Genomic DNA, 24705 nt, shown 5'->3' with positions numbered 1-24705 from the left:
CGTCTCCGCCGTCTCCAGCGTCCCAGCAACCGCCTCAGCAGCGCCGGTGAAGGGGGTTCTAAGGTTTACCAACAATAGCCGCAAGTGGAAAAACACATCTTGCGCGATTTTTTTGCTTTTTTATTAATTATATAATATTTACAATAGGTTGATAGACGCCCTAACAGAGAAATCATTACCAACACACGCCAATTTTGGTGATCCCCTACAAAGTCCTCAACCAACCGCGTCCACACCAACCCCATATATTGTGAGTCTGCCTAACGCCCCCACAAGGCTAACCCGACTCGGTTCCCCAAAACCGATTCAGTTTTTGACCGATTTTTCCGACTCGACTCGTTTTTTGCGCACGGAAAGCGGCCCGGCCCCATGCCCGGGGCTTGCGCATTAGCTCCGGATAAGATCACCTCGCCGCAAAGAAACATTCAAACGCACCATGATATGACACCTATGCCGGCTGCTCCCTTCCCACGCATACGAAACGTCGGTCTGGACGGCCTGTTGATTTCGTTCGGCGATACCATGGCGGAACCTTCCAATCGCGCCGCTCTTGCGTTCCGGAACGCTGTCGACTCTCTGAACTGGGACGGCGTGGCTGAGACATCGGCCTCACTTGCTTCGGCCTATGTCCGGTTCGATCCTCTTCGCCTGCCATACTCTGAAATCCAGGCGCGTCTGAAGCAGATGTTGCAAAAGCAGGATTGGTATCAGGCACCTCTGCCAACCGGGCGTCGTCTGTGGCAGGTGCCGACGGTCTATGGCGGCGCGCTTGCACCGCAACTGGATGAGGCCGCCGCTGCAGCGGGGCTATCACCTTCTGAAGCCATCAAACGTCTCAGTAACACCCGCGTGCGCGTGCTGACCATCGGCTTTGCGCCCGGTCAGCCCTATCTCGGCCCGCTGGGGCCCGAGTTCAACATTCCGCGCCTAAAGGAACTGACACCGATGGTGCCCGAGGGAGCCTTGGTTTTGGCGATCTCGCAATTCGTGCTGTTTTCGGGGCCGACGCCAACTGGGTGGCGGCATGTAGGTCAAACCGCGTTCCGCTGTTTCCGCCCCGAAGCCGAGCAAAGCTTTGCCCTGCGTCCCGGGGATGAGATGCAATTCCTTCCGGTCAGCTGGGAGGAATTGGAAACCATCCGTACAACAAACGATGGCGCGGGCGGCGCAACCTGCACGGAGATCCCAGCATGAGCCTGCTGGTACATCAGATCGGGCCAGCCTGCACAGTGCAGGATCAGGGGCGCTCGGGATATCTAGATCAGGGCCTGTCGCGGTCTGGTGCGGCGGATCAGTTGGCCCTTCACGAAGGTGCCGCCTTGTTGGGACAAAGCCCGGACTGCGCCGCATTGGAAATGGCAGGCATGGGTGGCAAGTTTGAGGCCACTCAGCCGATCAGCATCGCCCTGACCGGAGCGCCGATGCAGGCGCATATCGACGGCAATCCGATTGTCTGGAACGCGTCTCATACCATGGAGGTCGGACAGAAGCTGACCATTGGTGCCGTGACACAGGGAACCTATGGCTATCTGCATGTCGGCGGCGGGATAGATGCTCCACGGTTTCTTGGTTCACGCTCGACCCATCTCACCGCAAAGGTCGGACGCGCGGTGCAAGTGGGTGACGTGCTACCGACAGGCCCGCAATCAGGCAACGCCGGTATGAAGCTGCGACCCGATGAGCGGTTCGCCGGAGGCACTCTGCGCGTAGTTTCCAGCTTTCAGACCCCCCTGTTCGATCAGGACACGCTGGATCGCTTTGCCCGGACAGTGTTCCGGCGGGGGGCACGAGCGAACCGGATGGGAATGCAGTTGGACAGCGACAGCGAGGGCTTCTCCGCAAAAGGCCAGCTGAACATATTGTCCGAAGTCATCACCCCGGGCGACATTCAGATGACCGGCACCGGCAATCCCTTTATCCTTCTGCCCGAATGCCAGACGACCGGCGGTTACCCCCGTATCGCCACAGTCCTTCCCTGCGACCTGCCCCGCGCGGCACAGACCCCGGCGGGCGGACAGATACAGTTTGAATTCGTGACTATGGACGAGGCCGTCACCCTGCACGCGGCCTATCTGGCCGAGTTGTCACGGTTGCGGGCGCGGGTCGAACCTCTGGTCCGTGACCCGCATGACATCCCGGACCTGTTGTCCTACCAATTGATCGGCGGAATGATATCTGCCACCGAGTAAGGAGTGTTGCCGATGCCCAGCGTCGATCTGAATGCCGATATGGGGGAAAGCTTTGGCCCCTGGAAGATGGGTGATGATGAAAGCCTGTTGAAGATCATCACATCGGCCAATATTGCCTGCGGCTTTCACGCGGGCGATCCGGACGTGATGGAAAAGACGATGACGCTGGCGTCTGAGAACGGCGTGGGCATCGGCGCGCATCCCGGTTTTCCCGATCTGCAAGGATTTGGTCGCCGCAACATGAAAGTGCCACATGACAGCTTGCGCAACCTAGTGCGTTTTCAGTTGGGCGCGGCAATGGGGATGGCAAAGGCAGTCGGAACCGAAGTGCGGCACCTAAAACTGCACGGGGCGCTGGCCAATATGTGCTCGGTCGACATCGACATGGCGCGGGCCTGCTATCTGGGCGCGCTGGACGTGGACCCGGACATCATCATCATGGTGCTGGCCGTCACCAAACAGGAAGAGGCCGTGCGCGAGCTCGGCTGCAAATGGGTCGGCGAGATCTTTGCCGACCGCGCCTATAACGATAACGGCACGCTGGTAGACCGCAGTCTTCCTGGTGCAGTTATCCATGACCCCAAGCTTGCCGGACCGCGCATCCTGAACATGGTTCGCGAAGGGGCCATCATCACCGAATCCGGCAAACGGTTGGAAACCTCGATCGACACGATCTGTCTGCACGGGGATGGGCCAACCGCAGCGCAAATCGCCCGATCGGTGCGCGAAAACCTGATCGCGGGCGGAGTCGAAGTGACAAAATTCATTCGTTAGCCATACGAATGTAAGACCAGAACCTCACTTTCTTACTGTTGCCCAGTTGGATTTCAGACCCTAGCATACCTGCAAGTGCATGTTCTGATTATTGGAAATCCAAGCTAGGCCACGCCCGGCTCCCACCGGGCATGCGCAAGGAGGTGGTTTAATGTCTTTCGAATTGATGTCTTATCAACCCCGTGGGGACAAGAAGAACTCGGACTTCTTCAACGAATACTTGCCCATGATTTACGAGCGGCGCACCAGTTCTGGTGTTGCCGATCAGGTTGGCCCGATGCGGGCGATTGTGCTGCAGGTAGAAACTACGGCGCTGTTCGACACGCTGGTCGAGCTCTATGTGATGACCCCATATCGCCACTCGGCCACTTATATGGGCCAGACGCACAAGTTCTCGGTTCTGCACTCGCATCCCGATTATCCCGCCATGATCGTGATGGCCCCGCTGAATCCCAGCTTTGAGGACTTCATCCCACGCATCAACCGGATGTATCCCTTGGCGCGCGGCACCCCTCAGACCCGCTACGTCGGAGAGATTTATGGCGCAACCGATCTGAAAACCCTCAGCAAGACGCTTGAGGATCAAAACATCCGCTTTGAATACAGCGGCGATACCGAGAACCCGTTCTACACGCAGGACGGGTTCTGCTTTACCACCCCGTCCGATTTCACCTGCAACCGGGTTGGCTATTCCAATCTGGATTTCAACGACACCGACAGTCTCAGGCTGGGTGATCGCGTATTGCTAAGTGATACAGAGCAAGCGCAATTGGATCAGGCTGCAGCCTTTGGGAGAGATAGCAAAATTTCGCCCCTGATGCTGGGGATCGATCACCTTGCCACCCGCATTCTGGCCGGTGAGCGTGAGGACGCGATCCTCGAGTTTCTGACCATGGTACCCTATTACTTCTGGGGCGCGTACAACATCTTCGACATGAATTCGTCAACCAATGTGAATCGGAACGCCAACGTGGATGATGACAAGAAGTCACCCGCCAAGGTTTTCACGGCGAACAACACGCCTTCTTTCGTCAATTCCTTTGAACAGTTGCCCATGCCGACCGAGGATTTTGTCCGCAACTTTGGCCGCCGCCTGCATCACATGGCTGTCGAAATTCAGGACGGCGATCACAACGCGGGCGAAAAGAACGTCGATTTCGTGGTCAATACTCTAAAGGACGAAGGCGTGCCGTTCCTGGCGCATGTGGTGGGCGAGTGCAAAGACGATCCGAACCTGAAACAGATCTTCTCGAAACACTCGAAGAACACGCTGCTGATCACCGAGTATATTGAGCGTTGCCACCATTACGATGGCTTCTTCACCAAGGATAACGTGGCCGCCCTGACAGCCGCCGCGGGGCAAGACGAACAATACCAGCACGGACATGTGTTCGACTAAGGTGTTCTGACAAAAAAGAGGCTGCGAGTTTCCTCGCAGCCAGACCCATCCAGGAGAGAATATGTCGGGTCTTATGACGGCCCGATCATGAAACATGTGACATTGCGGGCCTGAAGCCTGCGGCAGGCCAGATCAGCCTGTTCGCGGGTCATGCCCTGGAACGTTGCCTCGAACCCGCGCGAGCTTTGGTTCACCTTGCGTAGGGTGCCTTCCAGAGTGGTCATCTCCGACAGGGCGGTTTTCAGCAAAACCTTTTCCGCCTCGTATCGGGTGGTATAGCGGCCCACATTTACGCCCCACAGATGCCCGCCGGATGTGGACAGACGCGTGACGATTTCCTGTTCCGGCTCGGGCTGTACCGTTGGATCATTAGACGCCAAAACCAAATCCTCCGGACGCGCGGCGGGGCGTGTCGTGTCGTCCGTCGGAGACTGGACATCCGCAGCCGCAATGGCCGCGGCAATACCGTTCTGAATACGCGCGCCATTCTTGGCTGCGGTTGCCGCAACGGTACCAGCCACTTGCACGGCGGCACCCGGTCCGGGGCGCAGCACCGGCCGTAAGCTGGTTTTTGGCGCACCGGTCAGGGCCGCGACCGTCGCGCCCAAACCGGCATTTCCGGCATAGACCGGACGGGCCGGTTTTCGGATCGGCGCCCGCGACGGTGCCCGGCGAAAGCCCATATCCAGCAACTCGGCTACCTTTGCGTTACGCGATGCACCGGATTTGCCGCCGAACACAGTGGCGATGATCCGTTCATCCTTGCGCTTGGCCGAGGCCACAAGGTTGAAGCCCGCAGCACGGGTGTAGCCGGTCTTGATACCGTCCGCACCTTTATAGGCGGCCAGCAGGCGGCGGTTCGTGTTTGGAACCGTCTTGATCCCTGCATGGGTCGATTGGCGCGAGAACAGGTTGTAATATTGCGGGTAGTCATACAGCAGATGGCGCCCCAGCGTGGTCATGTCCCGTGCGGTAGACATATGCCCCGATTCGGTCAGACCGTGCGCGTTCTTGAACGTGGTGCGGCTCATGCCCATCGCCTTGGCGGTCCGGGTCATACGACGGGCAAAGGCCGCCTCGGACCCGCTGATCGCAATACCGATGGCGGTGGCGGCGTCATTGGCCGATTTTACCGCAGCCGCGCGGATCAGATAACGGAATGCAATGGTTTGACCCGTGCGCAAACCCAGTTTTGAGGGCGGCTCGGCTGCTGCGGCTCGGGTAATGCGAACTGGCGTATCCAATTCGATCTCGCCATTTCGCACCGCTTCAAACGCGATGTAGAGCGTCATCATCTTGGTCAGCGACGCAGGATGCAGCCTTGTGTCCGCATTGCGCGAATGCAGCACCTCACCGGTGCGCGCGTCGATTACCATCGCCGCGTAAGGCGCGGCCACCCCTTGCAACGGCGCAAAGGAGAGCAGCCACAAGAATGCTATAAGGAATAAGCCCATTCGGGCCGGAACTGTCCGCCGAACCTGCACGATCTATGCCTCTGTCTACCTCTGGCCGCCGGGTTTTTCCCAGTCAGCAAACCAATTATTTTATTATCGGTCAGGCTAGCACAGGGGGTCGGTGAAATAAACCAAAAGCTCATCAAATCGCCGTTTAAGAACCTGTGCGTTGACATACTATATGTGGCTGAACACGGCGGCTCCCCCACCAAATCCATGAAAATGACCAGAATTTGTCGTAGCAGCGCAGCGATTTTTTCAAACTGAGACCATTCGGCAACATCAACTGAGCGCCCGGACAAGGTCCGGCAACTGGCCCAGGTCTCGTAATTCGCGGTAGCGGGAGTTGTCAGCGGGTGTCTCCGCGTGCTCGACCTCCCAAACCAGCCCATGAGGCACATACACCCCCCAGCACCCCGCCTGGATCGGAGCAACCACATCCGACCGCATTGAATTACCAACCATCATGGCCGCGGCTGGCCCAGCCCCATACTGGTCGAAAACCCTCTGATAGGTCTGCGACGTCTTCTCGGAAACGATCTCTACTCCATCGAACAGCTCACCCAATCCGGACTGCGCCAGTTTGCGTTCCTGATCGATCAGGTCGCCCTTGGTGATCAGCACTACCTGATGAGTCGCCGCCACACCCTCAATCGCTTCACGTGCATGGGGCAGCAGCTCGATCGGGTGGGCCAGCATTTCCTGACCCGCCTCGACCAACTGGCGAATGACCGAGGCAGGAACACGGTCATCGGTCACCTCAATCGCGGTTTCGATCATCGACAGGGTAAAACCTTTGATTCCGTATCCGTAATGCCGGATGTTGCGCTTTTCAGCGGCCAACAGCCGCTGCATCAGATGGTCCTTGTCGGCATGATCAGCCAGCAAATCGGCAAAATGAGCCTGTGTAAGCTGAAAAAAGCGTTCATTGTGCCATAAAGTATCATCCGCATCGAAGCCGATTGTGGTAAGGTTTTGACCCATGTCGAATACGTCCCGCTGGCTCTTTTCTCTGGCCGGTACGACGTTATATAAGCGCACAGATAAACCGAAGCCTGAATCGGACAGTAGAACGCGATGCTTGAACACCAATGGATCATGTCTGACAAGCCAGAGGACGACGATGATGCGGATTCGTCAGTTCTGGTACAGACGCGCCCCAAAACCAAGCGTCCGCCGCTGTACAAGGTTCTGCTGCTGAACGACGACTACACTCCGATGGAGTTCGTCGTGCATGTGCTGGAGCGTTTCTTCAGCATGACCCACGCGCAGGCCTTCGAGATCATGCTAACCGTGCACAAAAAAGGCGTCGCGGTTGTAGGCGTCTTCAGCCACGAGATCGCCGAGACGAAAGTAGGGCAGGTCATGGATTTCGCGCGCAGGCATCAGCACCCCTTGCAATGCACGATGGAGCGGGAAGAGTAAGCCCGCGCTGCTCTTTCGACATCGCTCATGTCCCCTCGTCTTGATCTTGCCCTGCAAAGCGACCTTTCGCTGTCGCAACCGCTGACTGTGCTTGGACCAACGCTGGGCAGCGATTTGTCAGCCTTGCCGCGTGAAACGCAGGTGGTGCAGCCGTTCAAACCGTTTCACGATCACTTTGCTCATCAGGGGTTCGTGGTCGCGGCAGAGGCGGACACGCCCTGTCAGGACGCCATCGTGATCCTGCCCCGAGCCAAGGCGCTGGCCCGCGCGATGGTGCATCAGGCCTGCACCCGCGCCAGCGGAGTTGTTGTCGTTGACGGGGCCAAAACCGACGGCGTCGATAGCCTGCTGAAAGACATCCGCAAACGCGTTGCGGTCGAAGGGCCGATTTCCAAAGCGCACGGCAAGATTTTCTGGTTCCAGTCGGATCGCCAAGCTTTCGCGGATTGGGCCGCGCCCGAGCATCAGACCGCCGACAACTATCAAACCGCACCGGGGGTGTTCTCGGCAGATGGCATCGATCCGGCATCCGTCCTGTTGCTGGCGGCATTGCCCGAAAAGCTGGGCGCGCGGGTCGCCGACCTTGGCGCTGGCTGGGGGTTCCTATCCGCCGGAGTGCTAAAGGCTCCGGGCCTGAAGGCCCTGCATCTTGTTGAGGCCGACCACACGGCCCTGACCTGCGCCCGAACCAATGTGGCTGACCCGCGCGCACAGTTTCACTGGGCTGATGCGGTGACATGGCGCGCGATTGAGCCCATCGACACGGTGGTGATGAACCCACCTTTCCACACCGGCCGCAGCGCCGAACCGGAGCTGGGGCAAGGCTTCATCCGGTCAGCTGCCAAGAACCTGACCCGCAACGGTTCTCTGTTGATGGTTGCCAACCGTCACCTACCCTACGAGGCCGCTTTGACCGAAGCTTTTTTGCATGTCGAAGAAGCGACCGGCGACAATCGGTTCAAGGTCTTTCATGCCTCTCGCCCTCGGCGGTGATCCCGGCTAACCTGCGCCGCAACTCAGGAGAATACGCATGTCCTTTTCCATAGCTGGCAAGACCGCAATCGTGACCGGCGGAGCTACCGGCGTCGGTCTGGCCATCGGGCGCCACTTTGCCGATGCAGGCGCCAACGTGATGTTTGCCGATATAGACGAGAGACGGCTAGTCGAAGAACTGGGCGAGCAGGGTGATGACAGCAACATCCGTTTCTTTGCCGGTGACCTGCGCGAAAAGCTGACCATCGCCAACCTGCTGTCGGCCACCATTGATGCCTTCGACCAAGTGGACATTCTGATCAACGGTGCGCGGCAGGTGATCACCTCCGATCCGCTGGATACCGAGGATGACTCGGTTCGCACCCTGCTGAACCAGAACCTGATGCCCGCCCTGCGGCTAAGCCAGCTGGTCGCCAAACGGATGATCAAACAGGCCGGTGACGAAGACGAAAACCCGGCCGGGTCGATCATCAACCTGTCGTCGATTGCTGCCCGGCGCACGCACCCTGACCTGATGGCCTATTCCGTGTCCACCGCCGCGCTGGACCAGATGACCCGCTCGCTGGCGGTGGCGCTGGCCCCGAACCGTATCCGCGTGAACTCGATCGCGCTGGGATCGGTGATGAGTGCCTCGCTGCAGTCCACCTTGAAAGAAAACCGCGATTTCCGCGACGACATCGAAAAGCATACCCCATTGGCCCGGATCGCCGCACCCTCCGAACTGACCGAAACCGCGCAATATCTGGCCTCGGACGCTGCCGGATTTATAACCGGGCAAATTCTGACAATTGACGGAGGTCGCACCCTGCTGGACCCCGTCGCAGCCCCGGCCCACTGACCCCATGTTCGACACCGAGAAATCCACTGCCTCTGCCTGGTTCCGCCAACTGCGTGATGAAATCGTCACCGCGTTCGAAGCGCTGGAAGACAGTCATGACAAAGGGCCGTTTTCGGATGCCCCTGCTGGTCGGTTCGAGGTCAAGGAAACCACGCGTCAGTCCGAGGACGGCTCGGACGCGGGCGGCGGGTTGATGTCTGTGATGCGCGGCGGCCGGGTGTTCGAGAAAGTCGGCGTCAATATCTCGACGGTCTACGGTACGCTGGGTGCCCGCGCACAGCAAGCGATGGCTGCCCGCAAGGGCATTCCCGGCATGGCTGACGATCCACGCTTCTGGGCCTCGGGCATTTCACTGGTCGCGCACATGCAGAACCCGCATGTTCCGGCGGTGCATATGAATACCCGGATGTTCTGGACCCCGCACGCGTGGTGGTTCGGAGGTGGATCCGACCTGAATCCTTGCATCGAATACGATGATGACACCGCCCATTTCCACGCCACCCAAAAAGCGCATCTGGACCCGCACGGGCCGGGGCACTATCCGCGCCTCAAGGACTGGGCTGACGAATACTTCTACATCCCCCACCGCAAACGCGCCCGTGGCGTCGGCGGCATCTTCATGGATGACTATTGCACCGGCGACTGGGCGGCGGATTTCGCGCTGACACAGGATATCGGCCGCGCCTTCTTGCCTGCCTTTCTGCCCCTGGTGGAAAAGCGCCGTGTGCAGGGATTTAGTGACGACGACAAGAACACCCAACTGGTGCATCGCGGCCTCTATGCCGAATACAACCTCGTCTATGATCGAGGCACCAAATTTGGGCTGGAAACCGGACACGACCCGGATGCTGTTCTGATGAGCCTGCCGCCTATGGCCAAGTGGGTTTGAGTCGGTTCAGAAATCAAAGTCCATGAAATTGTCGTAGCAACGGCTCTGCGCTCCGCTTGCCGACATGTTTTCACCTACGCGACTGACCGTGATCGAATAACTCTTCGAGGTATCGGCCCCTTCGGGCGCGGTGAATGAGAACTGCACCGTTCGTGTCTGCTTGTCATAGGTTTTAGCGACATATATCCGCTGCGTCGTCGGCAGACCGAGGGTGCGAATGGCAAAATCACCAATACCGCACCAATAGGCGATTGCTGCGGAAGAACCATGGGTGGCCACCTGGTAGTTTCCATTGTCCAGCTGTGTGACCGTCGCCTGAAAACCGGGGTTGAGAGCAAATCCGAAACTAGTCGCTTGCGCCAGGCTTGGCAGCAAAAGCAAAGCAGTCGCGCCCGACATTTTTAGAAAACGCATAACGAACCTTCCTGACCTCAACCTGTCGTATTCAAAATCATAAGGCTCTGATCCGCTGAGTAAAGTTCAGAACCTTATGACCAAAATTCAAATACTGGAATGTGTATAATACTACCCCGGCGGAAACACTATTATTTCAGCGCTTTAGCGTCTAAGCTCAAACTACCAGAATTCAAACGGGGGACGGCTTGGGCAAGACATTCCCAAAAGATTGGTTCGACATACCGCCCGAAAAGTATGCGGATTTCGGAGCTATGTTCTATTTGGCGGGTCTGACCAAAACGCATCAGAAACGCAGTCTCGCTCAGGTTCTTTACGCCTTTGAAACTCCGTTCAGGTTGGGTCAGTACCATATCTTTCGGCAAAACGGCTTCCCACGCGGTTTCGTAACCTTCGCGGGGCTCAGCCCTGATGCCGAGCATCGATTTGCAGTGAAAGAAGAACCCCTGACCGACAAGGATTTCACCAGCGGTACATCTTTCTGGATCGTCGATTTGGTTGCTCCGTTTGGGCAAACCCGGCAAATGGTCGACATCCTCAAACAAGAGATACCTCACTCACGCGTCCGCACCAACCGGATGGACAGCGACCTGAATAACAAGCGCATCGTCGAATGGACAAGAGACGACCACGGAAACGTGCATATGGGCCTGTACCGAAAAATGCAGTTTGAACGAAAACTGGCCGAGGAAGGATGGGACTATGGTCAACGTTCCGGGAATTGAGTTTGAAATCACCGGTGATTTGACCGGGGTGATAACAGGCGATCCGCCGAACCAGGCCAGCGGCAAGCTCGACGCTGTTGCCACCTTTCCAGACGGCCAAGTAATCCCCAATACGACGTGGGAACTTACGGCGGAAGACCCCACCTTCGGCTCAGCGACGGTGCTGCCGGACGGGAGCTGGACTTACGACGTTGACCCAACATGGTACGACACTCTGGACGACGGGCAGATTGAAACGATCACCTTTGAAGCCACGGTCACAGCCGTTGATGGAATATTTTTTAACACCGCGACGCAAGACGTAACGATTACCGTAACAGGTGTGTGTTTCACAACGGGAACCCTGATTAAAACTGACATTGGTTTGCGCCTTATTGAAGACCTGAAGGTTGGGGACCTGGTTCAGACGCTGGACAACGGCCTGCAGCAAATTCGATGGATTGAAAGCAGCAAGATGGAGGCCCAGCGGCTACGCGATCAACCGGCTATACGACCGGTGCGCATCTCAGCCGGAAGCCTTGGGTCCGGAACACCCACACGCGATCTTCTTGTGTCGCAACAGCACAGAATTCTTATCCGTGGCCCGAAAATCGAAGTTCTGTTTGGAACCCCCGAAGCTCTTGTCGCAGCCAAGCATCTGTGTTCGTGGCCCGGCATCGATGTGGTCGAGACGAACGAGCCGGTTGAGTACATCCATATCCTGCTAGACCGGCATGAGATTCTAATGGCCGAAGGTGCGCTGGCCGAAAGCTTGTTTTTGGGTGATGAGGCGCTTTACGTCATGTCATCGGAAGGCCTGCAGGAACTGGCTGAGGTTTTTCCTGATACCGTGCACCTTGATCAGCAAGGCTTCGGGCGGGCCGCCCGAATGATCCTGCGCGAATTCGAGGCACGTGCGCTGGTCTAAGGTGCGGTCAGCCGTCCACCAACGTCCTGTGGTGCCAGGGCCACCGTTTTGATCACAGCAAAACAGGGCTTGCCCGGTTCTAACCCCAACGCTTCTACTGAGCGTCGAGTTACCCGAGCCAATACCGGCCCTGCCGGAGTTTGGACTGATACGATGGCTCCGGGGCCGTCGCCTGCACGGATAGTGTCAACTGAACCTTCCAGCATGTTCAGGGCTGAGAGACCCTCGGGCCGTTTGCTGGATAGGATCACCTCCTGTGCAGGGATTCGAATGCGCAGTTCTTCTCCTACCTGATGCGGGATGCGTGGCAGAAACAGGCGCGCGCCACCGGCATCCAACTCGGTCAACCCATCGGAATGGTGCTGTTGCACTCGAACCTTCAGCACTGCCCCAACAGCACGCACACCAGCTGGGGCAACCGAGGGATCGGCCATCACCTCAGAGGCCGGGCCATGCCGCACTGCTTTTCCATCCTGCAAGGCAACTACTGAGGTCGCCAGCCGCGCAACTTCAGCCGCAGAATGGGTGACATAGAGAATCGGAACCGAGACCTCATCCCGCAGCCGTTCGAAATAGGGCAGGATTTCGGCTTTGCGAGCATCATCCAGCGCGGCCAGGGGTTCATCCGCCAGAATCAGGCGCGGACTGGCCAGCAGCGCGCGACCGATGGCAACGCGCTGTTTCTCACCGCCCGACAAGACCGCAGGGCGGCGATCCAGCAAATGTCCGATGCCCAGCATCTCGATCACTTTGCTCGGATTTTCGCGGCGCGCGCGTTTCGGTGCAAACCAGCGACCATAGGACAGGTTCTGCTGCACGGTCAGATGCGGAAACAGTCGGCCTTCTTGAAAGATATATCCCAAACGACGGCGATGCGGCGGCAGCCAGTGGTTCTTTTCGGTGTCAAACAACTCCCAACCGTCAACGGCAACCCGCCCGGCTTTTGGGCGAAGCAACCCCGCCACCGCATTGACCACCGTGGTTTTGCCGGACCCGGAACGCCCGAACAGAACGGTCACGCCCGACGGCGCATCAAAGCTAAGATCCAGCTTTAGGTCAGGCAGATCATGCTGCAGGCGGACGGATAAGCTCATGACCCGGACACCCGTGCAGCAGCTCGACGACCGACATATTCCGAGAGCAACAACGCCCCCATAGCGATGATGATCGAGACCACCACCAACCGCGTCGCCGCGCCTTCGCCCCCCGGAACCTGCAGGAAGGCATAGACCGCCGAAGGCAGGGTCTGGGTCTGACCGGGGATGTTCGAGACAAAGGTGATCGTCGCGCCGAATTCACCCATCGCTTTGGCAAACGCCAGGATAGCACCAGCGATCACACCAGGTAGAATCATCGGAAGGGTAACGGTGGCGAACACAAAAGGGCGGGACGCGCCCAAAGTTGCACCGGCCTGCTCCAGTTTGGGATCCACAGCCTCAATCGAAAGGCGGATGGCGCGCACCATCAAAGGAAAAGCCATGATCCCCGCCGCCAGCGCCGCACCGGTCCAGCGAAAGGCCACGACAATGCCGAACTCGGCCAGCAGCCAGCCTAGTGGGCCTTGGATGCCGAAAGTCAGCAGCAGCAGATACCCGGTCACAACCGGCGGCAGGATCAATGGCAGATGCACCAGCCCGTTCAGCAACTGACGACCGGGAAACCGCCAGCGGGCCAGCGCATAAGCCACGAAAATGCCAAATGGCAACGTGACCAGCGTCGCCCAAAAGGACACGCGCAACGACAGTTTAAGCGCTTCAAGCTCTGCAGGTCCCAACCATCCCATGTGTCAGCTACCAGGCAGGGCAAAGCCCTGTTCTTTAAAGACTGCTCGGGCCGTCTCTGATTGCAGATAATCCAGAAACACTTGGGCTTCGGGCGTCCCTGTGGCAGTCAAAGTCGCTGGGTACACGATTGGCGGGTGAAGCTCGGACGGGAACGAGGCCACAACCTGAACCCGGTCTTCGACATGCGCATCCGATCGGTAGACAATCCCCAGCGGTGCCGCCCCCGCCGCAACCAGCGCAAGTGCTGCGCGGACGTTGTCAGTCTGAGCGATCCGGGTTTGCACATCCTCCCAAAGCCCCAGATTTTGCAGGGCCGCCTTGCCGTAGATACCCGCGGGCACCGCATCCACCAATGCCATTGCCAGGTGTCCGCCATCCAACTTGGCGGAAAGGTCAACATCGGGCTTCATACTGCCTATCGGAGTCTGATCCACCCCGCCGATCAGGACCAGCCCGTTTCCCAACAAGTCCACTCGCGCAGCCGCATCAATCAGCTCCTGGTCCTGCAGAACATCCATCCAGTCCACATTCGCTGAAATAAAAATGTCCGCAGGCGCCCCCAGTTGAATCTGACGCGCAAGCACGGAGGAAGCTGCATAGGACACCGTCACTTCATGTCCTGTGCTTTCTTCAAAGACGGGTGCGATCTCGTCCAAAGCGTTTTTCAGGCTTGCAGCTGCGAAGACCAACACTTCTCCCGCTCCGGCCCGGATCGGGGTCAGAGCAAAAATGCCCAATATCAAGGCCGCGAATGAACATCTGCGAGCAGTGGACAGGATCATGTGCACTCCTGCCTGAAAAGTTACGATCCACTTGGGGATATCTGAGGCCGCAGGGGAGGCGCAAGCGCGTTTACTCATAACAGAGGGCACAGCTTGCAGAAAATGAACAAATTAACCAAGGCCCGAGAGCGAGACGATTAATCAAATCCGAAATTGCGTCAAAGAATTTTACCAGACCCTCTTGCGCCCGCGCGCTGGCTTGGCTACATGCACCGTCACGGGTGATTAGCTCAGTTGGTAGAGCGCTTCGTTTACACCGAAGATGTCGGGAGTTCGAGTCTCTCATCACCCACCACCTCCTCTCAAACCACGCAAAAGACACGTTGTCTGGACAAATTGCAGATTGATTTTGCAACCGATTGCAAGTTTCGATCATGGAGGCGTAGTATTTCTTTCATGAATTCGCTTGTCAGCTTCACCCCGAACCACGGGCGCCAGTCATGAGTGTCACCCTGAAAGACGTCGCCGCATTAGCCGGCGTGTCCCGCTCGGCCGTGTCGCGCACCTTTACCGAGGGTGCCTCGGTATCCGCCAAGACCCGCAGCAAGGTTGAAAAAGCCGCAAAAGAGCTGGGCTACAGCCCGAACGCTCTCGCCTCGTCGCTGACCACCGGGCGGACCAAGCTGATCGGGCTAATCTCGAACAACTTTCACAACCCGATATTCCTTGAGGTGTTCGACCAATTTACCCGCGCTCTGCAGGAACGCGGGTTGCGACCGCTGATCGTGAACCTGACGGACGAAACCGAACCGGCCAATTCGGTGCGGATGCTGCGGCAATACTCGGTGGATGCAGCCATCGTTGCCTCATCGACCCTACCGCCCAGCTTTGCCAAGGCGTTTCATGACGCGGGCGTACCTGTGGTGCATACCTTCGGTCGATCGGCCACCTCGCCCGAAGTGCATGTGGTGGGAATCGACAACGTGGAATGCGGGCGCATGGCTGCGCGGGAGCTGCTGGCGCGCGGCTACCGGCGCGTTGGGTATCTGGGCGGGCCGCAGGATGCGACCTCGGCCATGGACCGGTATCGCGGCTTCATGGAAGAGGTCGAAAAGCATCCCGACCTTGAAGTCTCGCATTCCTTCGCCGGGGCCTATTCCTTTGAGGCCGGACGCACCGAGATGCTGCGTCTGCTGGCTGGCACCCCGGCCGAAGGGTATTTCTGCGGGGACGACATTCTGTCGATCGGCGCGTTGTCGGCTCTGCGCGATCACAGGCTGAAACCGGGTACGGATATCGGCATTATTGGCCTGAACGATATGGAGATGTCGCGGTGGGAAAACATCGACCTGACGACCATTCACCAGCCAATCAAACAGATCATCACTTCGTCCGTTGATCTGGTCGAAGAAATGCTGAAAGACCCCAAACGCTATCCCGAGGCGCGAATTTTTCCCTGCCGGGTGATTGAGCGGGGCACTTTGCGGCCCCGCCCCTGATCAACGGAACATCGGCGGTCGCGCGTCTTTCCAGGCGCCGTCCTCTTTACCTGACGCCACGGCCGCGTGCACAGCTGCAATTGAGCGAACCCCGTCGGACGCGCCGGGCAGACCGTCACGGACCTCGCCCCGGATCGCATCGGCCAGATCGCAATAGATGTTGGCGACGGCCAGCGGAAACCCTTCGGGATGCGCAATGGCCACGCGGGACAAACGCTGCACCTCATCATGCAGGCCACCCTCGCCTTTTTCGATAATCTGAGTGCGCCCGCCAACGGGGGTATAGATCAGTTGGTTGGGCTGTTCGGAAGCCCAACGCAGACCGCCGGTTTCACCAAACACTTGAATATCGAACCCATGCTGCCGCCCGATGGCCACGGATGAGGTCCACAGACGGCCCACCGTGCCACCCTCCATGCGGAAATTGATCATGGCGTCGTCTTCCAACTCGCGGCTGGAAATGGTCGAGGCCATATCGGCGGACAGGGTCTTGACCTCATCATCGCAAATGAAGCTGGCCATGTGCAGCGCATGAATGCCGCAATCGGCGAACTGGCCCGAAACCCCGGCCATCGCCGGATCATAGCGCCAACGGACGCGCGGGTTGTCGGCATCGGTGGCATCGCCGTGGTGGCCGTGGCTGAAATTGGTGACGACCAGACGCACCTTGCCGATATCGCCTGCACGTACCATCGCACGGGCCTGCCGAGCCATCGGATAGGCGGAGTAGCAATAATTCACAGCGCAGATCTTACCCGAGGCCTCAGCGACGCGGACAATCTCTTCACCCTCTTCCACCGTCATGGTCATCGGCTTTTCACACAGCACGTTGAAACCGGCCTCAAGGAAGGCCTTTGCGATCTCGAAATGGGTCGAGTTCGGCGTCGCAATCGTCACCAGATCAATCCGGTCAGCGCGGTCTTTTTCACCGGCCAGCATCTCTTGCCAATTGCCATAGGAGCGGTCGGCGGCGATGCCCAACCGTTGCGCATATTCCCGGCCCACGTCAGGGCGATGGTCCAGCGCCCCAGCTGCGAACTTAAACATGCCGTCCGCCTGCGCTCCCAGACGGTGTGCGGGTCCGATTTGACTGCCTTCGCCACCACCAATCATGCCCCATTTCAGCTTTGCCATGGTATTCGTCTCTCTTACGTGTTTTGCCGTTTGCGATCAGAAATCGCAGATGTTTTGCCATTGCCGCTGCTGTGATGACGCCAGCGCAGCAGCGACGACACGATTAACCTCGTGCCCGTCGTCAAAGGTTGGCCAGATGGGTTGCCCGGTATGGATCGCCTGCAGGAAATCCTTGGCCTCGATGATGATCTGGTCCTGATAGCCGGTTCCGTGGCCCGGGCCCTGACAGAAAGGTTCGTAATCCGGATGCGCCGGGCCGGTCAGGATCTTGGTGAACCCACGTTGCGCCTCGGGGCCTTCATGGCGGTAGAACCACAGGGCGTTCTGGTCCTCCTGATCAAACCGCAGCGCGCCTTTGGTGCCCGAAATTTCGTAGGCGTAGCCCATCTTGCGGCCTGTCGCGACGCGGCTGACATGGATGTTGCCCATTGCCCCGTTTTCAAACCGGCACATGATCTGCGCTTGATCGTCATTGTCCACAGTGCCACCGGGGCGGGTATGGTGGACTGTCTCGATCTCGGCCATGACCTCGGCAATCGGCCCCATCAGCGCCAGCGCGCCGTTGATCATGTGCGGTGCCAGATCGCCCATCGTACCGTTGGCCATGCCGGTCGTACGCCATGTGGCCGGGGCCTCGGGGTCGGCATAGAAATCTTCAGTATGCTCGCCGCGGAACCATGTGATGTCGCCCAATTCCCCCTCGGCGATCAGGTTCCGCGCATATTGCGTGGCGGGTGTGCGGGCATAGTTGAAGCCGACCATATTAGCGACACCAGCTGCCTCGGCCGCCACCACCATGGCCGCACCATCCGCCATCGACGCGCCCAGAGGCTTTTCGCACAGCACTGGCTTGCCCAGGGCAAAGGCCGCTTCGGCGATCTGGCGGTGTGTGTTCTGGGGTGACGCGATGACGATGGCCTCGACCGCCGGGTCGTTGACCAACACCCGCCAATCCCCGGTCGCGCGGCGGAACCCGTAGGCCGCCCGATACCGTTCTGCGCTTGCGGAGCTTGAGGCGCAGATCATCTCAAGCCGCGGGCGCAATGCCGTATTAAACACCGCTCCCACGGCTGACATAGCAACCGAATGGGCCTTACCCATATAGCCGCCACCTACGATTCCAATTCCGATTTCAGGCATCTGTCACGGCTCCGAACATATCATTTGCAACCGGTTGCAAAATGAGTATCGTGTGAATCGATTCAACGCAAGGTCCAAACTTTGCCGACTTCAGCTTGCCGGAGGAACATGACGTGAGCGCTTTGATAGACGGTATCAAAGGAAACCGGTTCGCCGTGTTTGGACGCGCGGGTATGGACATGTTCGCCGATCCCATTGGCGTCAAAAGCGAAGATGCCGACACGTTCCACGCCGATCTGGGCGGATCATCGGCCAATATATGCACGGGATTGGTCAAGCTGGGCAGTCAGGCGTCACTGGTCACCTCGGTCTCAGACGATGCAATTGGTCGATTCTGCCTGAATCGCCTGCGCCATTATGGCGTCGACACGTCGAATATCCGCGTTGTCGGCGGCGAATACCGCATGTCGCTGGCCGTCTACGAAAGCCGGATCGAGAATTTCCAGAACGTCATCTACCGCAACGGTGCCGTCGATTTTCAAGTCACCGAAGAGGATATGGACAAGGTCGATTATTCCGCCTTCTCCGCAGTGATCTCGGCAGGCACCGTCTTTGCCGCTGAACCATCGCGCAGCGCCACTTTCCGCGCTTTTGACAACGCCCGCGCAGCTGGATTGCCCGTGATCTTCGACATCGATTATCGCCCCTATAGCTGGCCCTCACCCGAGGTGGCTGCCGAAGTGCTGTCACGCGCCGGTGAAGCCAGCGACCTGATCGTTGGCAATGATGAAGAGTTCGGTTTTATGGCCGGAGGCATCGAAAAAGGTTTCGCCAAAGCCAAAGAACTGGCCGAAACGCCGGGCCGGATCGTCATCTACAAGATGGGTGAGCAGGGCGCGGTGACACTGGTGGACGGTCAGGAAATCCGCACTGGGATCTATCCTGTCACCGCCGTCAAACCCAATGGCGCAGGCGACAGTTTCATGGCTGGTTTGCTGGCGTCGGTCGCAGCAGGGCATGCGCTGAAAGACGCGGTCATGCGCGGTTCGGCCTGTGCCTCGATCGTGGTGTCGCAACCCGGTTGCGCCCAGGCGATGCCGACGACGCAGCAACTGGACACATTCCTTGCCGGTCATCCCGGCCCGACCACATAGGAGGCTCTTATGCATATCGCGCCCTATGACAATCAGAACAAACCCATCGTCGATGCGGACGACCCGACGGTGCCGCTGAACTATTTCAACATCGTCAAGTTGCGCCGCGGCGAGGCTTTCGAATACCAGGTGCCGGGCTATGAAACCTGCGTCGTCCCCGCCACCGGCAGCGTGGATATTGACGTTGAGGGCGTCCAGTTCACCAACCTGGGCAACCGGGGCGAGGATGTCTGGGACGGCGAGCCCGAAGGCGTTTACGTACCGGTCGGCGCCAAGGTGCAGATGGTGTGCGTGTCGGACGAGGCCGAAGTGTTCATCGCGGGCGCCAAATACGACAAGGTGCTAGAGCCCTTCGATGTCCGCCAGCATGACCTTGTGCAGTATGGCAGCGACGACACCAAAACCCATCGCAAGATCAAGCACATCCTCGGCCAGAAGCAGCACGACAAGGTCGGGCGCCTACTGGTGAGTGAGCTGTTCACGGTTGGTCAGGGTGGCTGGTCCGGTTTCCCCAGCCACAAGCACGACACCAACCGTCTGCCGGATGAAAGCCGACACGACGAGACCTATAACTTCCGCTTCAAACCCAATTGGGGGTCGGGCCTGCAGATGTTGCAGCGCGAAGACAACGAACCGGGCGATGCCTATCACATCGTCGATGGCTCAACGATCTGCATCGACAACGGCTATCACCCCTGCTGCGTACTGCCGGGGTACGAGATGTACTACTTCACCATCCTCGGTGGCCTCAGTCAGCGCTCGCTGGTGCAGTATTTCCAACCGACCCATGCCTATCAAATCGAGACAATTCCGGGCATCAAAGACATGATCGCGAAATTCAAATGACTCTTGTCACGCTGAAAAACGTCCTGCAACCCGCATACGAACAGGGTTACGCCGTGGGTGGTCTTGTGACTTTGGGCTGGGAAGACATGCGCGCTTATGTGGCCGCGGCCGAGGCCGAAAATGCCCCCGTGATCCTACAGGCTGGTCCAAGTTGTCGCGAGCACACCCCGCTTCCCGTTCTGGGCAAGATGTTTCGCCATCTGGCCGAGGCTGCCTCAGTCCCCATAGTCGCCCATTTGGACCACGGCTATACGTTTGAGGAATGCAAGATCGCGCTGGACAGCGGGTTCACGTCGCTGATGTTCGACGGATCACGCAAGCCGCTGCAGCAGAACATTGACGAGACCGCCGCAATAGCCGAGATGGCCCACGCAGCCGGGATTTCTTGTGAAGGTGAGATCGGTTTTGTCGGCTATTCCGGCGGTGAAGGGTCAAACGGCACCGATCCGGCCGAGGCGGCACAGTTCGCGCAGGAAAGCGGCGTGGATGCGATGGCCATTTCGGTCGGCAACGTCCATCTGCAGCAGAACAAGGAGGGTGGTCTGGACGAAGACCGCATCCGCAAGATCGACGCAATGACCGAGGTACCACTGGTGATCCATGGCGGCTCTGGCGTGCCAGTCGAGCAGCGCAAACGCCTCGCCCGCGAGACCTCGATCTGCAAGTTCAACATCGGAACCGAGTTACGCATGGCCTTCGGCGCCGCGCTACGCGAAGCGGTGAACCGTGACCCCGACAGGTTCGACCGCGTCACCATCCTGAAAGAGACCCACGACCCGGTCGAAGCCGCCGCCCGCACCGTTATTCGTGCATTTGGAGCGCCGCCGCAGAGGTAAAGACAAAAGTCAAATGGTAAACGCATCCCGAAAGGCCGCAAGGGCGGCTTCCGGTTCGCCCGACGCGAATGCCTCCATCCCTACAGGTCCACGGTAGCCCATATCATTCAACGCACGCGCAACCGCAGCATAGTTGATTTCACCGGTTCCGGGTTCGCATCTGCGCGGGTTATCGGCAACCTGCAATTCCCCGATCCAAGGCAGGCATTTCTCGCACCAGCGGATCAGGTCTCCCTCCCCCACCTGCGTGTGGTACAGGTCCAGATTGATGCGTAGTTGAGGGCGATCGATTGCAGAAACCAGCGCCAGAACACCTTCAGTGGAGCCAAATGGACAACCGGGGTGGTCCAGCAGGTTCAGATTCTCCAACGTGAATACAACGCCTTCATCTTCCGCCAGATCGCAGATACGGTTCAGAGTGTCCTGTGCCCTGAGCCACATATTTCCGGTCACGGTTTCATGTTGCCAGATTGGAACTCCACCGTCACCCAATCCCGTGCCATGCAGGTTCAGGCGGTCCACGCCCAGCCTTTTGCCAATCTGCGCCGTCTCTCGGGCAGAATTCAGCAATATCTCGGCACCTTCGTCATCTGCAAGACGGCCTTCAATGTAGCCGTTCATGATCGTGTAATTCGCACCGATGCCTTGGAGTTTTTCAAGATCCAGTTCAGGCCAATTCCATAAGCCAACGCCAAACCCCATTTCCGTCAGGCGCGCGGCACGCCAGCTCATTGGCTTGTCGAGCCACAGCATTTCGGCACAAGCCGAAAGTTGGAACGGTTGGGGCATGCCAGCTCTCCGGAACTTTAATTTTCAGATTGATCCGCCTTCGACCATGAAATTCCCCGCGCTGCACATGGCGGCATCGTCAGACGCCAAAAACACCACCATCCGCGCCACGTAGACCGGGTCAATCGGATCGGGCAGGCATTGGCGGTCGACTTGTTTGGCCAGCGTTTCGGGGGTGACCCAGAGGTCCTTCTGGCGTTCGGTCATGATCCAGCCGGGCACCACGGTGTTCACGCGGATGCGGTGATTGCCCAGTTCGCGCGCCATGGTGCGGGTTAGTCCATGCACGGCGGACTTGGCAGTGGCATAGGCCGGGAAACCCGCGCCGGCCTCCCACCACGAGTTTGAGCCGAGATTGATGATGGCCCCACCGCCTCGTTGGATCATCGCAGGCGCGACAGATTGGATTGCAAAAAACATGTGGCGGATATTGGTCGCCATGCGTTCGTCCCAATACTCGGGCGTCACCTCGCGCCAGTCGTGCCGGTCATCTTGGGCGGCGTTGTTGACCAAGACATGAGGCGCGCCAAGTTCGTCCGCAAGTTCCGTCAACGCGATACGTAATGCCTCGATGTCCCGCAGGTCGCATTCGGCGAAGGCGTGTTCTCCGTCCACCTCCGCCAACAAAGCATGCCCGGCGTCGGCGTTGATATCCAGAAAGCCTACCTTGGCTCCTTGGGCTGCAAAAGCACGGACCGTTTCTGCCCCGATACCCCCTGCCCCGCCGGTGATGAAGACTGTCTGGCCGTTCAGGCTGGGATAGGTGGCAAAGTCCCGGGTCATCCGTCACGCTCCATGATCCACTCGACCTCGGGGGCCGGTACAAATCGCCATTTCCGCAGAGGTCCGGCCATGACGTTCAGGTAATACATCTCAAACCCGTAAGGGGCGCCGCAAGGGTGATGGCCTCGCGGGACAGTCACAACATCGCCATCGGACACGGCCATTGTCTCGTCCAACTGGCCGTCATCAGTATAGACCCGCTGGATGCCAAAACCGTTGGCCGGGTTGAGGCGGTGGTAATAGGTTTCCTCCAGATAGGTGATCCGAGGATAATCGTCCTCGTCATGACGGTGGCTGGGGTAAGAGGACCAGTGGCCATTCGGCGTGAAAACCTCGGTCACCAGCAGGCTATCGGCGTAGTCCTCGTTCTCCATCGCGATGTTATTGATGTAGCGCGTGTTCACGCCCTTACCGCGCTCGGTCAGCGTGATGCCATCCGGGCCGATACGCCGGGCCTGGTGCCCGCCCTTGCCGGGGGCCGAGCAAACGGCGATGACGCAATCGGTCTCGGCGACGGCCTCCCACTCGGTTCCGTTCGGCAGGTACAGGCAATGCGGCGGCGTCTTTTCGAACACATTCATCCGGTCGCCCAGAATGCCCCAATCCTGCCCGGCCCCGGTGATCTGTGCCTTGCCTTCGATCATGACCAGAATTACCTCGCGATCACCGGTGACTTCGGCAACCCCATCGCCTGCACGCAAGCGGTAGAGGCCGAAGCCGACGTAGCGCCACCCGGCACTGGTAGGGGTGATGTCGTGGACCTTGCCGCGGGTTCCGAACGGTTTCTTGAGCAGGTCTGCCATAGTGTCGTCTCCTTGATGGGCGCGCAGATGACACACCCCTATGTTGGTTCAGGCAGCTTGCCTTGCCCGCAAGGCCGAAAGCGTCTCGGCCAGTTGCGCCTCGGTCCAATTTTCCGAAACCGCCCGGCGCAGAATATCGGCCTGGCTTTCCGGCGCATTGCCCCCGGTCGGAGGGTCCGTATCCAGATTGGTCGGGAAAGGATAGCCTTCGGCGGTGGCTGCAATCGCCGCATCCAGTTCTAACTGTCCCAAATCTCCGCGCTGTTTCAGTGCGGTCAGATGGGGGAATACCGCCTGCGACATGGCGCGGCGATCCAGCGCTTCCATAGCGCGCCCGAAAGCCGAGGAAATTTGTAGCAAGTTCGCCATGCGGTCGATATCGCCGCTGCTGTTTTCACCAGCCGCATGGAACAGAGCCGGGTTGAAAAACACCGCGTCGCCTTTTGCCAAGGGCAGTTGAATATAGGCGTCTTCAAAATGGTCCCGATGCGCGGAATCGTGAAACGCCAGATAGCCCGATGGGTAGAGCTGCGAGAACGGCAGCAACTTGGTCGGGCCGCTTTCCACCGGCATGTCGCAATGGGCAACGGCCCCCTGCAGAGTCAGCGCAGCAGTCAGGTGATGGGCATGGGCAGGAAAACGAGCGGCACTGTCGGCGCTTTGAAACCCCAGGTGGTAGTCTCTGTGCGCCTGCTGTGCTTTGCCTCCGGGGCGCACCTGATTGACCTGCGCGGTTACTTGATAGTTGGGGCCCAACCATGCCTCACAGGCGGCCGCAATCGCGGTGTTTCCGAAATACAGCGCAAAGCCTTCCGGGTCGCGCAGGCATTGCTTTTGCAGCGCATTCCAGACGCGATCATTGGCACCCGAAGCGGCAAAGTGATCGCCCTCTCCCGCCCCGCCTTGGCGTTCTTCGTCGATGATCTGGCGGAATACCTCAGTGGCCCGGTCAATCACCGAAGTATCCGGGTACGCCTCTCTCAGGACGATCACACCTGCTGACTTGCTTAGGACCCAGCCCCATTCCGACAACAGGGCGCGACGCTGGTCGACGTCCTCCAGAACCAGGCGCAGGGCCTGCATATCATAGATCGGGACGTTCTTTTCAACCGACACGGCATGGGGCACCGCATCGGCCAACAGATTCTGAGAGGTCAACACCTTGAATTCATCCAGATCACAGGATTCCCGGTCGAAATAGCCGACATATCCAAGGTCTTGATGCACCATGACATGCTCCTTTCTCATGGCTTTGGTGTTGAGCCTTC

At 58.7% G+C, this 24705-nt stretch carries 26 protein-coding genes and 1 tRNA gene; 15 read left to right on the top strand and 12 right to left on the bottom strand.

Going from position 1 to position 24705, the window contains the following annotated elements; translation table 11 throughout:
- The first annotated feature begins 441 nt into the window (after nt 1-441).
- From GOW98_RS15450 to GOW98_RS15435, 4 genes are all read left to right on the top strand, one after another.
- Nucleotides 442-1194 (top strand): 5-oxoprolinase subunit B family protein, encoded by a 753-nt coding sequence (locus GOW98_RS15450; protein WP_170333629.1) that lies wholly within the window; start codon nt 442-444, stop codon nt 1192-1194.
- Nucleotides 1191-2189 (top strand): biotin-dependent carboxyltransferase family protein, encoded by a 999-nt coding sequence (locus tag GOW98_RS15445; RefSeq protein ID WP_170333627.1) that lies wholly within the window; start codon nt 1191-1193, stop codon nt 2187-2189. Before GOW98_RS15450 ends, GOW98_RS15445 begins: the two co-directional genes overlap by 4 nt.
- A gap of 12 nt (nt 2190-2201) precedes the next feature.
- Nucleotides 2202-2963 (top strand): LamB/YcsF family protein, encoded by a 762-nt coding sequence (locus tag GOW98_RS15440; protein WP_170333625.1) that lies wholly within the window; start codon nt 2202-2204, stop codon nt 2961-2963.
- A 166-nt stretch (nt 2964-3129) separates the two neighbouring features.
- Complete coding sequence (locus tag GOW98_RS15435) at nt 3130-4362, top strand: hypothetical protein (RefSeq protein WP_254438021.1); 1233 nt, start codon at nt 3130-3132, stop codon at nt 4360-4362.
- A 71-nt stretch (nt 4363-4433) separates the two neighbouring features.
- Here the strand turns inward: GOW98_RS15435 and GOW98_RS15430 are convergent, their stop codons facing one another.
- The gene (locus GOW98_RS15430; protein ID WP_170333621.1) at nt 4434-5816 is read right to left on the bottom strand and encodes a D-alanyl-D-alanine carboxypeptidase family protein; all 1383 of its coding nucleotides are present in this window, start codon (nt 5814-5816) and stop codon (nt 4434-4436) included.
- Between the two features lie 282 nt (nt 5817-6098).
- Nucleotides 6099-6800, bottom strand: a complete 702-nt coding sequence (locus GOW98_RS15425) for an HAD family hydrolase (RefSeq protein ID WP_170333619.1) — start codon at nt 6798-6800, stop codon at nt 6099-6101.
- 114 nt (nt 6801-6914) lie between these two features.
- On the opposite strand from GOW98_RS15425, the gene clpS reads away from it, so the two are divergent.
- Genes clpS through hemF form a run of 4 tightly spaced genes read left to right on the top strand, consistent with a single transcriptional unit; the run spans nt 6915 to nt 9961 of the window.
- Entirely contained in the window at nt 6915-7241 is a 327-nt protein-coding gene (gene clpS, locus GOW98_RS15420; RefSeq protein WP_421597090.1) for an ATP-dependent Clp protease adapter ClpS, read from the top strand.
- A 27-nt stretch (nt 7242-7268) separates the two neighbouring features.
- Nucleotides 7269-8234 carry a class I SAM-dependent methyltransferase gene (locus tag GOW98_RS15415; RefSeq protein WP_170333614.1) on the top strand — a complete coding sequence of 322 codons (966 nt, stop codon included), beginning with the start codon at nt 7269-7271 and terminating at the stop codon, nt 8232-8234.
- A gap of 37 nt (nt 8235-8271) precedes the next feature.
- Nucleotides 8272-9072 carry an SDR family NAD(P)-dependent oxidoreductase gene (locus GOW98_RS15410; RefSeq protein WP_170333612.1) on the top strand — a complete coding sequence of 267 codons (801 nt, stop codon included), beginning with the start codon at nt 8272-8274 and terminating at the stop codon, nt 9070-9072.
- Nucleotides 9073-9076: 4 nt separating this feature from the next.
- Nucleotides 9077-9961: an oxygen-dependent coproporphyrinogen oxidase gene (hemF, locus tag GOW98_RS15405; RefSeq protein ID WP_170333610.1), complete on the top strand. Its 885-nt coding sequence runs from the start codon at nt 9077-9079 to the stop codon at nt 9959-9961.
- 6 nt (nt 9962-9967) lie between these two features.
- On the opposite strand, the gene GOW98_RS15400 is transcribed toward hemF, so the two are convergent.
- Entirely contained in the window at nt 9968-10375 is a 408-nt protein-coding gene (locus tag GOW98_RS15400) for a hypothetical protein (RefSeq protein ID WP_170333608.1), read from the bottom strand.
- Nucleotides 10376-10563: 188 nt separating this feature from the next.
- Here GOW98_RS15400 and GOW98_RS15395 point away from each other — a divergent pair, with 188 nt between their 5' ends.
- Together GOW98_RS15395 and GOW98_RS15390 are read left to right on the top strand one after the other, a co-directional pair.
- The gene (locus GOW98_RS15395) at nt 10564-11100 is read left to right on the top strand and encodes a toxin-activating lysine-acyltransferase (protein ID WP_170333606.1); all 537 of its coding nucleotides are present in this window, start codon (nt 10564-10566) and stop codon (nt 11098-11100) included.
- Complete coding sequence (locus GOW98_RS15390; RefSeq protein WP_170333604.1) at nt 11078-12007, top strand: Hint domain-containing protein; 930 nt, start codon at nt 11078-11080, stop codon at nt 12005-12007. The genes GOW98_RS15395 and GOW98_RS15390 overlap by 23 nt, the downstream gene beginning before the upstream one ends.
- Here GOW98_RS15390 and modC read toward each other — a convergent pair.
- From modC to modA, 3 genes are read right to left on the bottom strand one after another with little or no spacing between them, the layout of a single operon-like run.
- Nucleotides 12004-13101, bottom strand: coding sequence for a molybdenum ABC transporter ATP-binding protein (gene modC / locus GOW98_RS15385; RefSeq protein ID WP_170333602.1), 1098 nt, complete (start codon nt 13099-13101; stop codon nt 12004-12006). The genes GOW98_RS15390 and modC overlap by 4 nt on opposite strands.
- Complete coding sequence (modB, locus tag GOW98_RS15380) at nt 13098-13790, bottom strand: molybdate ABC transporter permease subunit (protein WP_170333599.1); 693 nt, start codon at nt 13788-13790, stop codon at nt 13098-13100. The genes modC and modB overlap by 4 nt, the downstream gene beginning before the upstream one ends.
- A gap of 3 nt (nt 13791-13793) precedes the next feature.
- A complete protein-coding gene (gene modA / locus GOW98_RS15375; protein WP_170333597.1) occupies nt 13794-14573 on the bottom strand; it encodes a molybdate ABC transporter substrate-binding protein in 780 nt (259 codons plus the stop codon).
- Nucleotides 14574-14792: 219 nt separating this feature from the next.
- Between modA and GOW98_RS15370 the strand changes: the two genes are divergently transcribed.
- Together GOW98_RS15370 and GOW98_RS15365 are read left to right on the top strand one after the other, a co-directional pair.
- Nucleotides 14793-14868, top strand: a tRNA-Val gene (locus GOW98_RS15370).
- Between the two features lie 145 nt (nt 14869-15013).
- Entirely contained in the window at nt 15014-16012 is a 999-nt protein-coding gene (locus tag GOW98_RS15365; RefSeq protein ID WP_170333595.1) for a LacI family DNA-binding transcriptional regulator, read from the top strand.
- On the opposite strand, the gene GOW98_RS15360 is transcribed toward GOW98_RS15365, so the two are convergent.
- Nucleotides 16013-17146, bottom strand: a complete 1134-nt coding sequence (locus GOW98_RS15360; RefSeq protein WP_170333593.1) for a Gfo/Idh/MocA family protein — start codon at nt 17144-17146, stop codon at nt 16013-16015.
- Nucleotides 17147-17182: 36 nt separating this feature from the next.
- Nucleotides 17183-18286, bottom strand: coding sequence for a Gfo/Idh/MocA family protein (locus GOW98_RS15355; protein ID WP_170333592.1), 1104 nt, complete (start codon nt 18284-18286; stop codon nt 17183-17185).
- Between the two features lie 113 nt (nt 18287-18399).
- Here GOW98_RS15355 and iolC point away from each other — a divergent pair, with 113 nt between their 5' ends.
- Genes iolC through GOW98_RS15340 form a run of 3 tightly spaced genes read left to right on the top strand, consistent with a single transcriptional unit; the run spans nt 18400 to nt 21062 of the window.
- Complete coding sequence (gene iolC / locus GOW98_RS15350) at nt 18400-19380, top strand: 5-dehydro-2-deoxygluconokinase (protein WP_170333590.1); 981 nt, start codon at nt 18400-18402, stop codon at nt 19378-19380.
- A gap of 9 nt (nt 19381-19389) precedes the next feature.
- Entirely contained in the window at nt 19390-20226 is an 837-nt protein-coding gene (locus GOW98_RS15345) for a 5-deoxy-glucuronate isomerase (RefSeq protein WP_170333588.1), read from the top strand.
- Complete coding sequence (locus GOW98_RS15340; RefSeq protein ID WP_170333586.1) at nt 20223-21062, top strand: class II fructose-bisphosphate aldolase; 840 nt, start codon at nt 20223-20225, stop codon at nt 21060-21062. Before GOW98_RS15345 ends, GOW98_RS15340 begins: the two co-directional genes overlap by 4 nt.
- A gap of 9 nt (nt 21063-21071) precedes the next feature.
- Here the strand turns inward: GOW98_RS15340 and GOW98_RS15335 are convergent, their stop codons facing one another.
- From GOW98_RS15335 to GOW98_RS15320, 4 genes are read right to left on the bottom strand one after another with little or no spacing between them, the layout of a single operon-like run.
- Nucleotides 21072-21851, bottom strand: a complete 780-nt coding sequence (locus tag GOW98_RS15335) for a TIM barrel protein (RefSeq protein ID WP_170333584.1) — start codon at nt 21849-21851, stop codon at nt 21072-21074.
- Between the two features lie 24 nt (nt 21852-21875).
- Entirely contained in the window at nt 21876-22634 is a 759-nt protein-coding gene (locus tag GOW98_RS15330; RefSeq protein WP_170333582.1) for an SDR family NAD(P)-dependent oxidoreductase, read from the bottom strand.
- On the bottom strand, nt 22631-23437 hold the full coding sequence (iolB, locus tag GOW98_RS15325) for a 5-deoxy-glucuronate isomerase (RefSeq protein WP_170333580.1): 807 nt from the start codon (nt 23435-23437) through the stop codon (nt 22631-22633). Before iolB ends, GOW98_RS15330 begins: the two co-directional genes overlap by 4 nt.
- A 48-nt stretch (nt 23438-23485) precedes the next feature.
- Nucleotides 23486-24667, bottom strand: coding sequence for a phytanoyl-CoA dioxygenase family protein (locus GOW98_RS15320; protein ID WP_170333578.1), 1182 nt, complete (start codon nt 24665-24667; stop codon nt 23486-23488).
- Nucleotides 24668-24705: the final 38 nt, after the last annotated feature.

This window comes from Ruegeria arenilitoris, from assembly GCF_013032445.1.
GTDB lineage: Bacteria > Pseudomonadota > Alphaproteobacteria > Rhodobacterales > Rhodobacteraceae > Ruegeria > Ruegeria arenilitoris_F.
Note: the sequence above shows the minus strand (reverse complement) of the source record. Positions and strands in the feature narration are given on the sequence as shown.

Coding starts and splice junctions, on each gene's coding strand:
- GOW98_RS15330 (WP_170333582.1), bottom strand. CDS start 22,634: ATGACCCGGGACTTTGCCACCTATCCCAGCCTGAACGGCCAGACAGTC.
- GOW98_RS15410 (WP_170333612.1), top strand. CDS start 8,272: ATGTCCTTTTCCATAGCTGGCAAGACCGCAATCGTGACCGGCGGAGCT.
- GOW98_RS15415 (WP_170333614.1), top strand. CDS start 7,269: ATGTCCCCTCGTCTTGATCTTGCCCTGCAAAGCGACCTTTCGCTGTCG.
- GOW98_RS15320 (WP_170333578.1), bottom strand. CDS start 24,667: ATGGTGCATCAAGACCTTGGATATGTCGGCTATTTCGACCGGGAATCC.
- GOW98_RS15340 (WP_170333586.1), top strand. CDS start 20,223: ATGACTCTTGTCACGCTGAAAAACGTCCTGCAACCCGCATACGAACAG.
- GOW98_RS15445 (WP_170333627.1), top strand. CDS start 1,191: ATGAGCCTGCTGGTACATCAGATCGGGCCAGCCTGCACAGTGCAGGAT.
- hemF (WP_170333610.1), top strand. CDS start 9,077: ATGTTCGACACCGAGAAATCCACTGCCTCTGCCTGGTTCCGCCAACTG.
- modC (WP_170333602.1), bottom strand. CDS start 13,101: ATGAGCTTATCCGTCCGCCTGCAGCATGATCTGCCTGACCTAAAGCTG.
- GOW98_RS15440 (WP_170333625.1), top strand. CDS start 2,202: ATGCCCAGCGTCGATCTGAATGCCGATATGGGGGAAAGCTTTGGCCCC.
- GOW98_RS15400 (WP_170333608.1), bottom strand. CDS start 10,375: ATGCGTTTTCTAAAAATGTCGGGCGCGACTGCTTTGCTTTTGCTGCCA.
- GOW98_RS15425 (WP_170333619.1), bottom strand. CDS start 6,800: ATGGGTCAAAACCTTACCACAATCGGCTTCGATGCGGATGATACTTTA.
- GOW98_RS15450 (WP_170333629.1), top strand. CDS start 442: ATGACACCTATGCCGGCTGCTCCCTTCCCACGCATACGAAACGTCGGT.
- GOW98_RS15335 (WP_170333584.1), bottom strand. CDS start 21,851: ATGCCCCAACCGTTCCAACTTTCGGCTTGTGCCGAAATGCTGTGGCTC.
- GOW98_RS15355 (WP_170333592.1), bottom strand. CDS start 18,286: ATGCCTGAAATCGGAATTGGAATCGTAGGTGGCGGCTATATGGGTAAG.
- GOW98_RS15390 (WP_170333604.1), top strand. CDS start 11,078: ATGGTCAACGTTCCGGGAATTGAGTTTGAAATCACCGGTGATTTGACC.
- modB (WP_170333599.1), bottom strand. CDS start 13,790: ATGGGATGGTTGGGACCTGCAGAGCTTGAAGCGCTTAAACTGTCGTTG.
- GOW98_RS15345 (WP_170333588.1), top strand. CDS start 19,390: ATGCATATCGCGCCCTATGACAATCAGAACAAACCCATCGTCGATGCG.
- GOW98_RS15435 (WP_254438021.1), top strand. CDS start 3,130: ATGTCTTATCAACCCCGTGGGGACAAGAAGAACTCGGACTTCTTCAAC.
- modA (WP_170333597.1), bottom strand. CDS start 14,573: ATGATCCTGTCCACTGCTCGCAGATGTTCATTCGCGGCCTTGATATTG.
- GOW98_RS15365 (WP_170333595.1), top strand. CDS start 15,014: ATGAGTGTCACCCTGAAAGACGTCGCCGCATTAGCCGGCGTGTCCCGC.
- GOW98_RS15430 (WP_170333621.1), bottom strand. CDS start 5,816: ATGGGCTTATTCCTTATAGCATTCTTGTGGCTGCTCTCCTTTGCGCCG.
- iolB (WP_170333580.1), bottom strand. CDS start 23,437: ATGGCAGACCTGCTCAAGAAACCGTTCGGAACCCGCGGCAAGGTCCAC.
- clpS (WP_421597090.1), top strand. CDS start 6,915: ATGTCTGACAAGCCAGAGGACGACGATGATGCGGATTCGTCAGTTCTG.
- GOW98_RS15360 (WP_170333593.1), bottom strand. CDS start 17,146: ATGGCAAAGCTGAAATGGGGCATGATTGGTGGTGGCGAAGGCAGTCAA.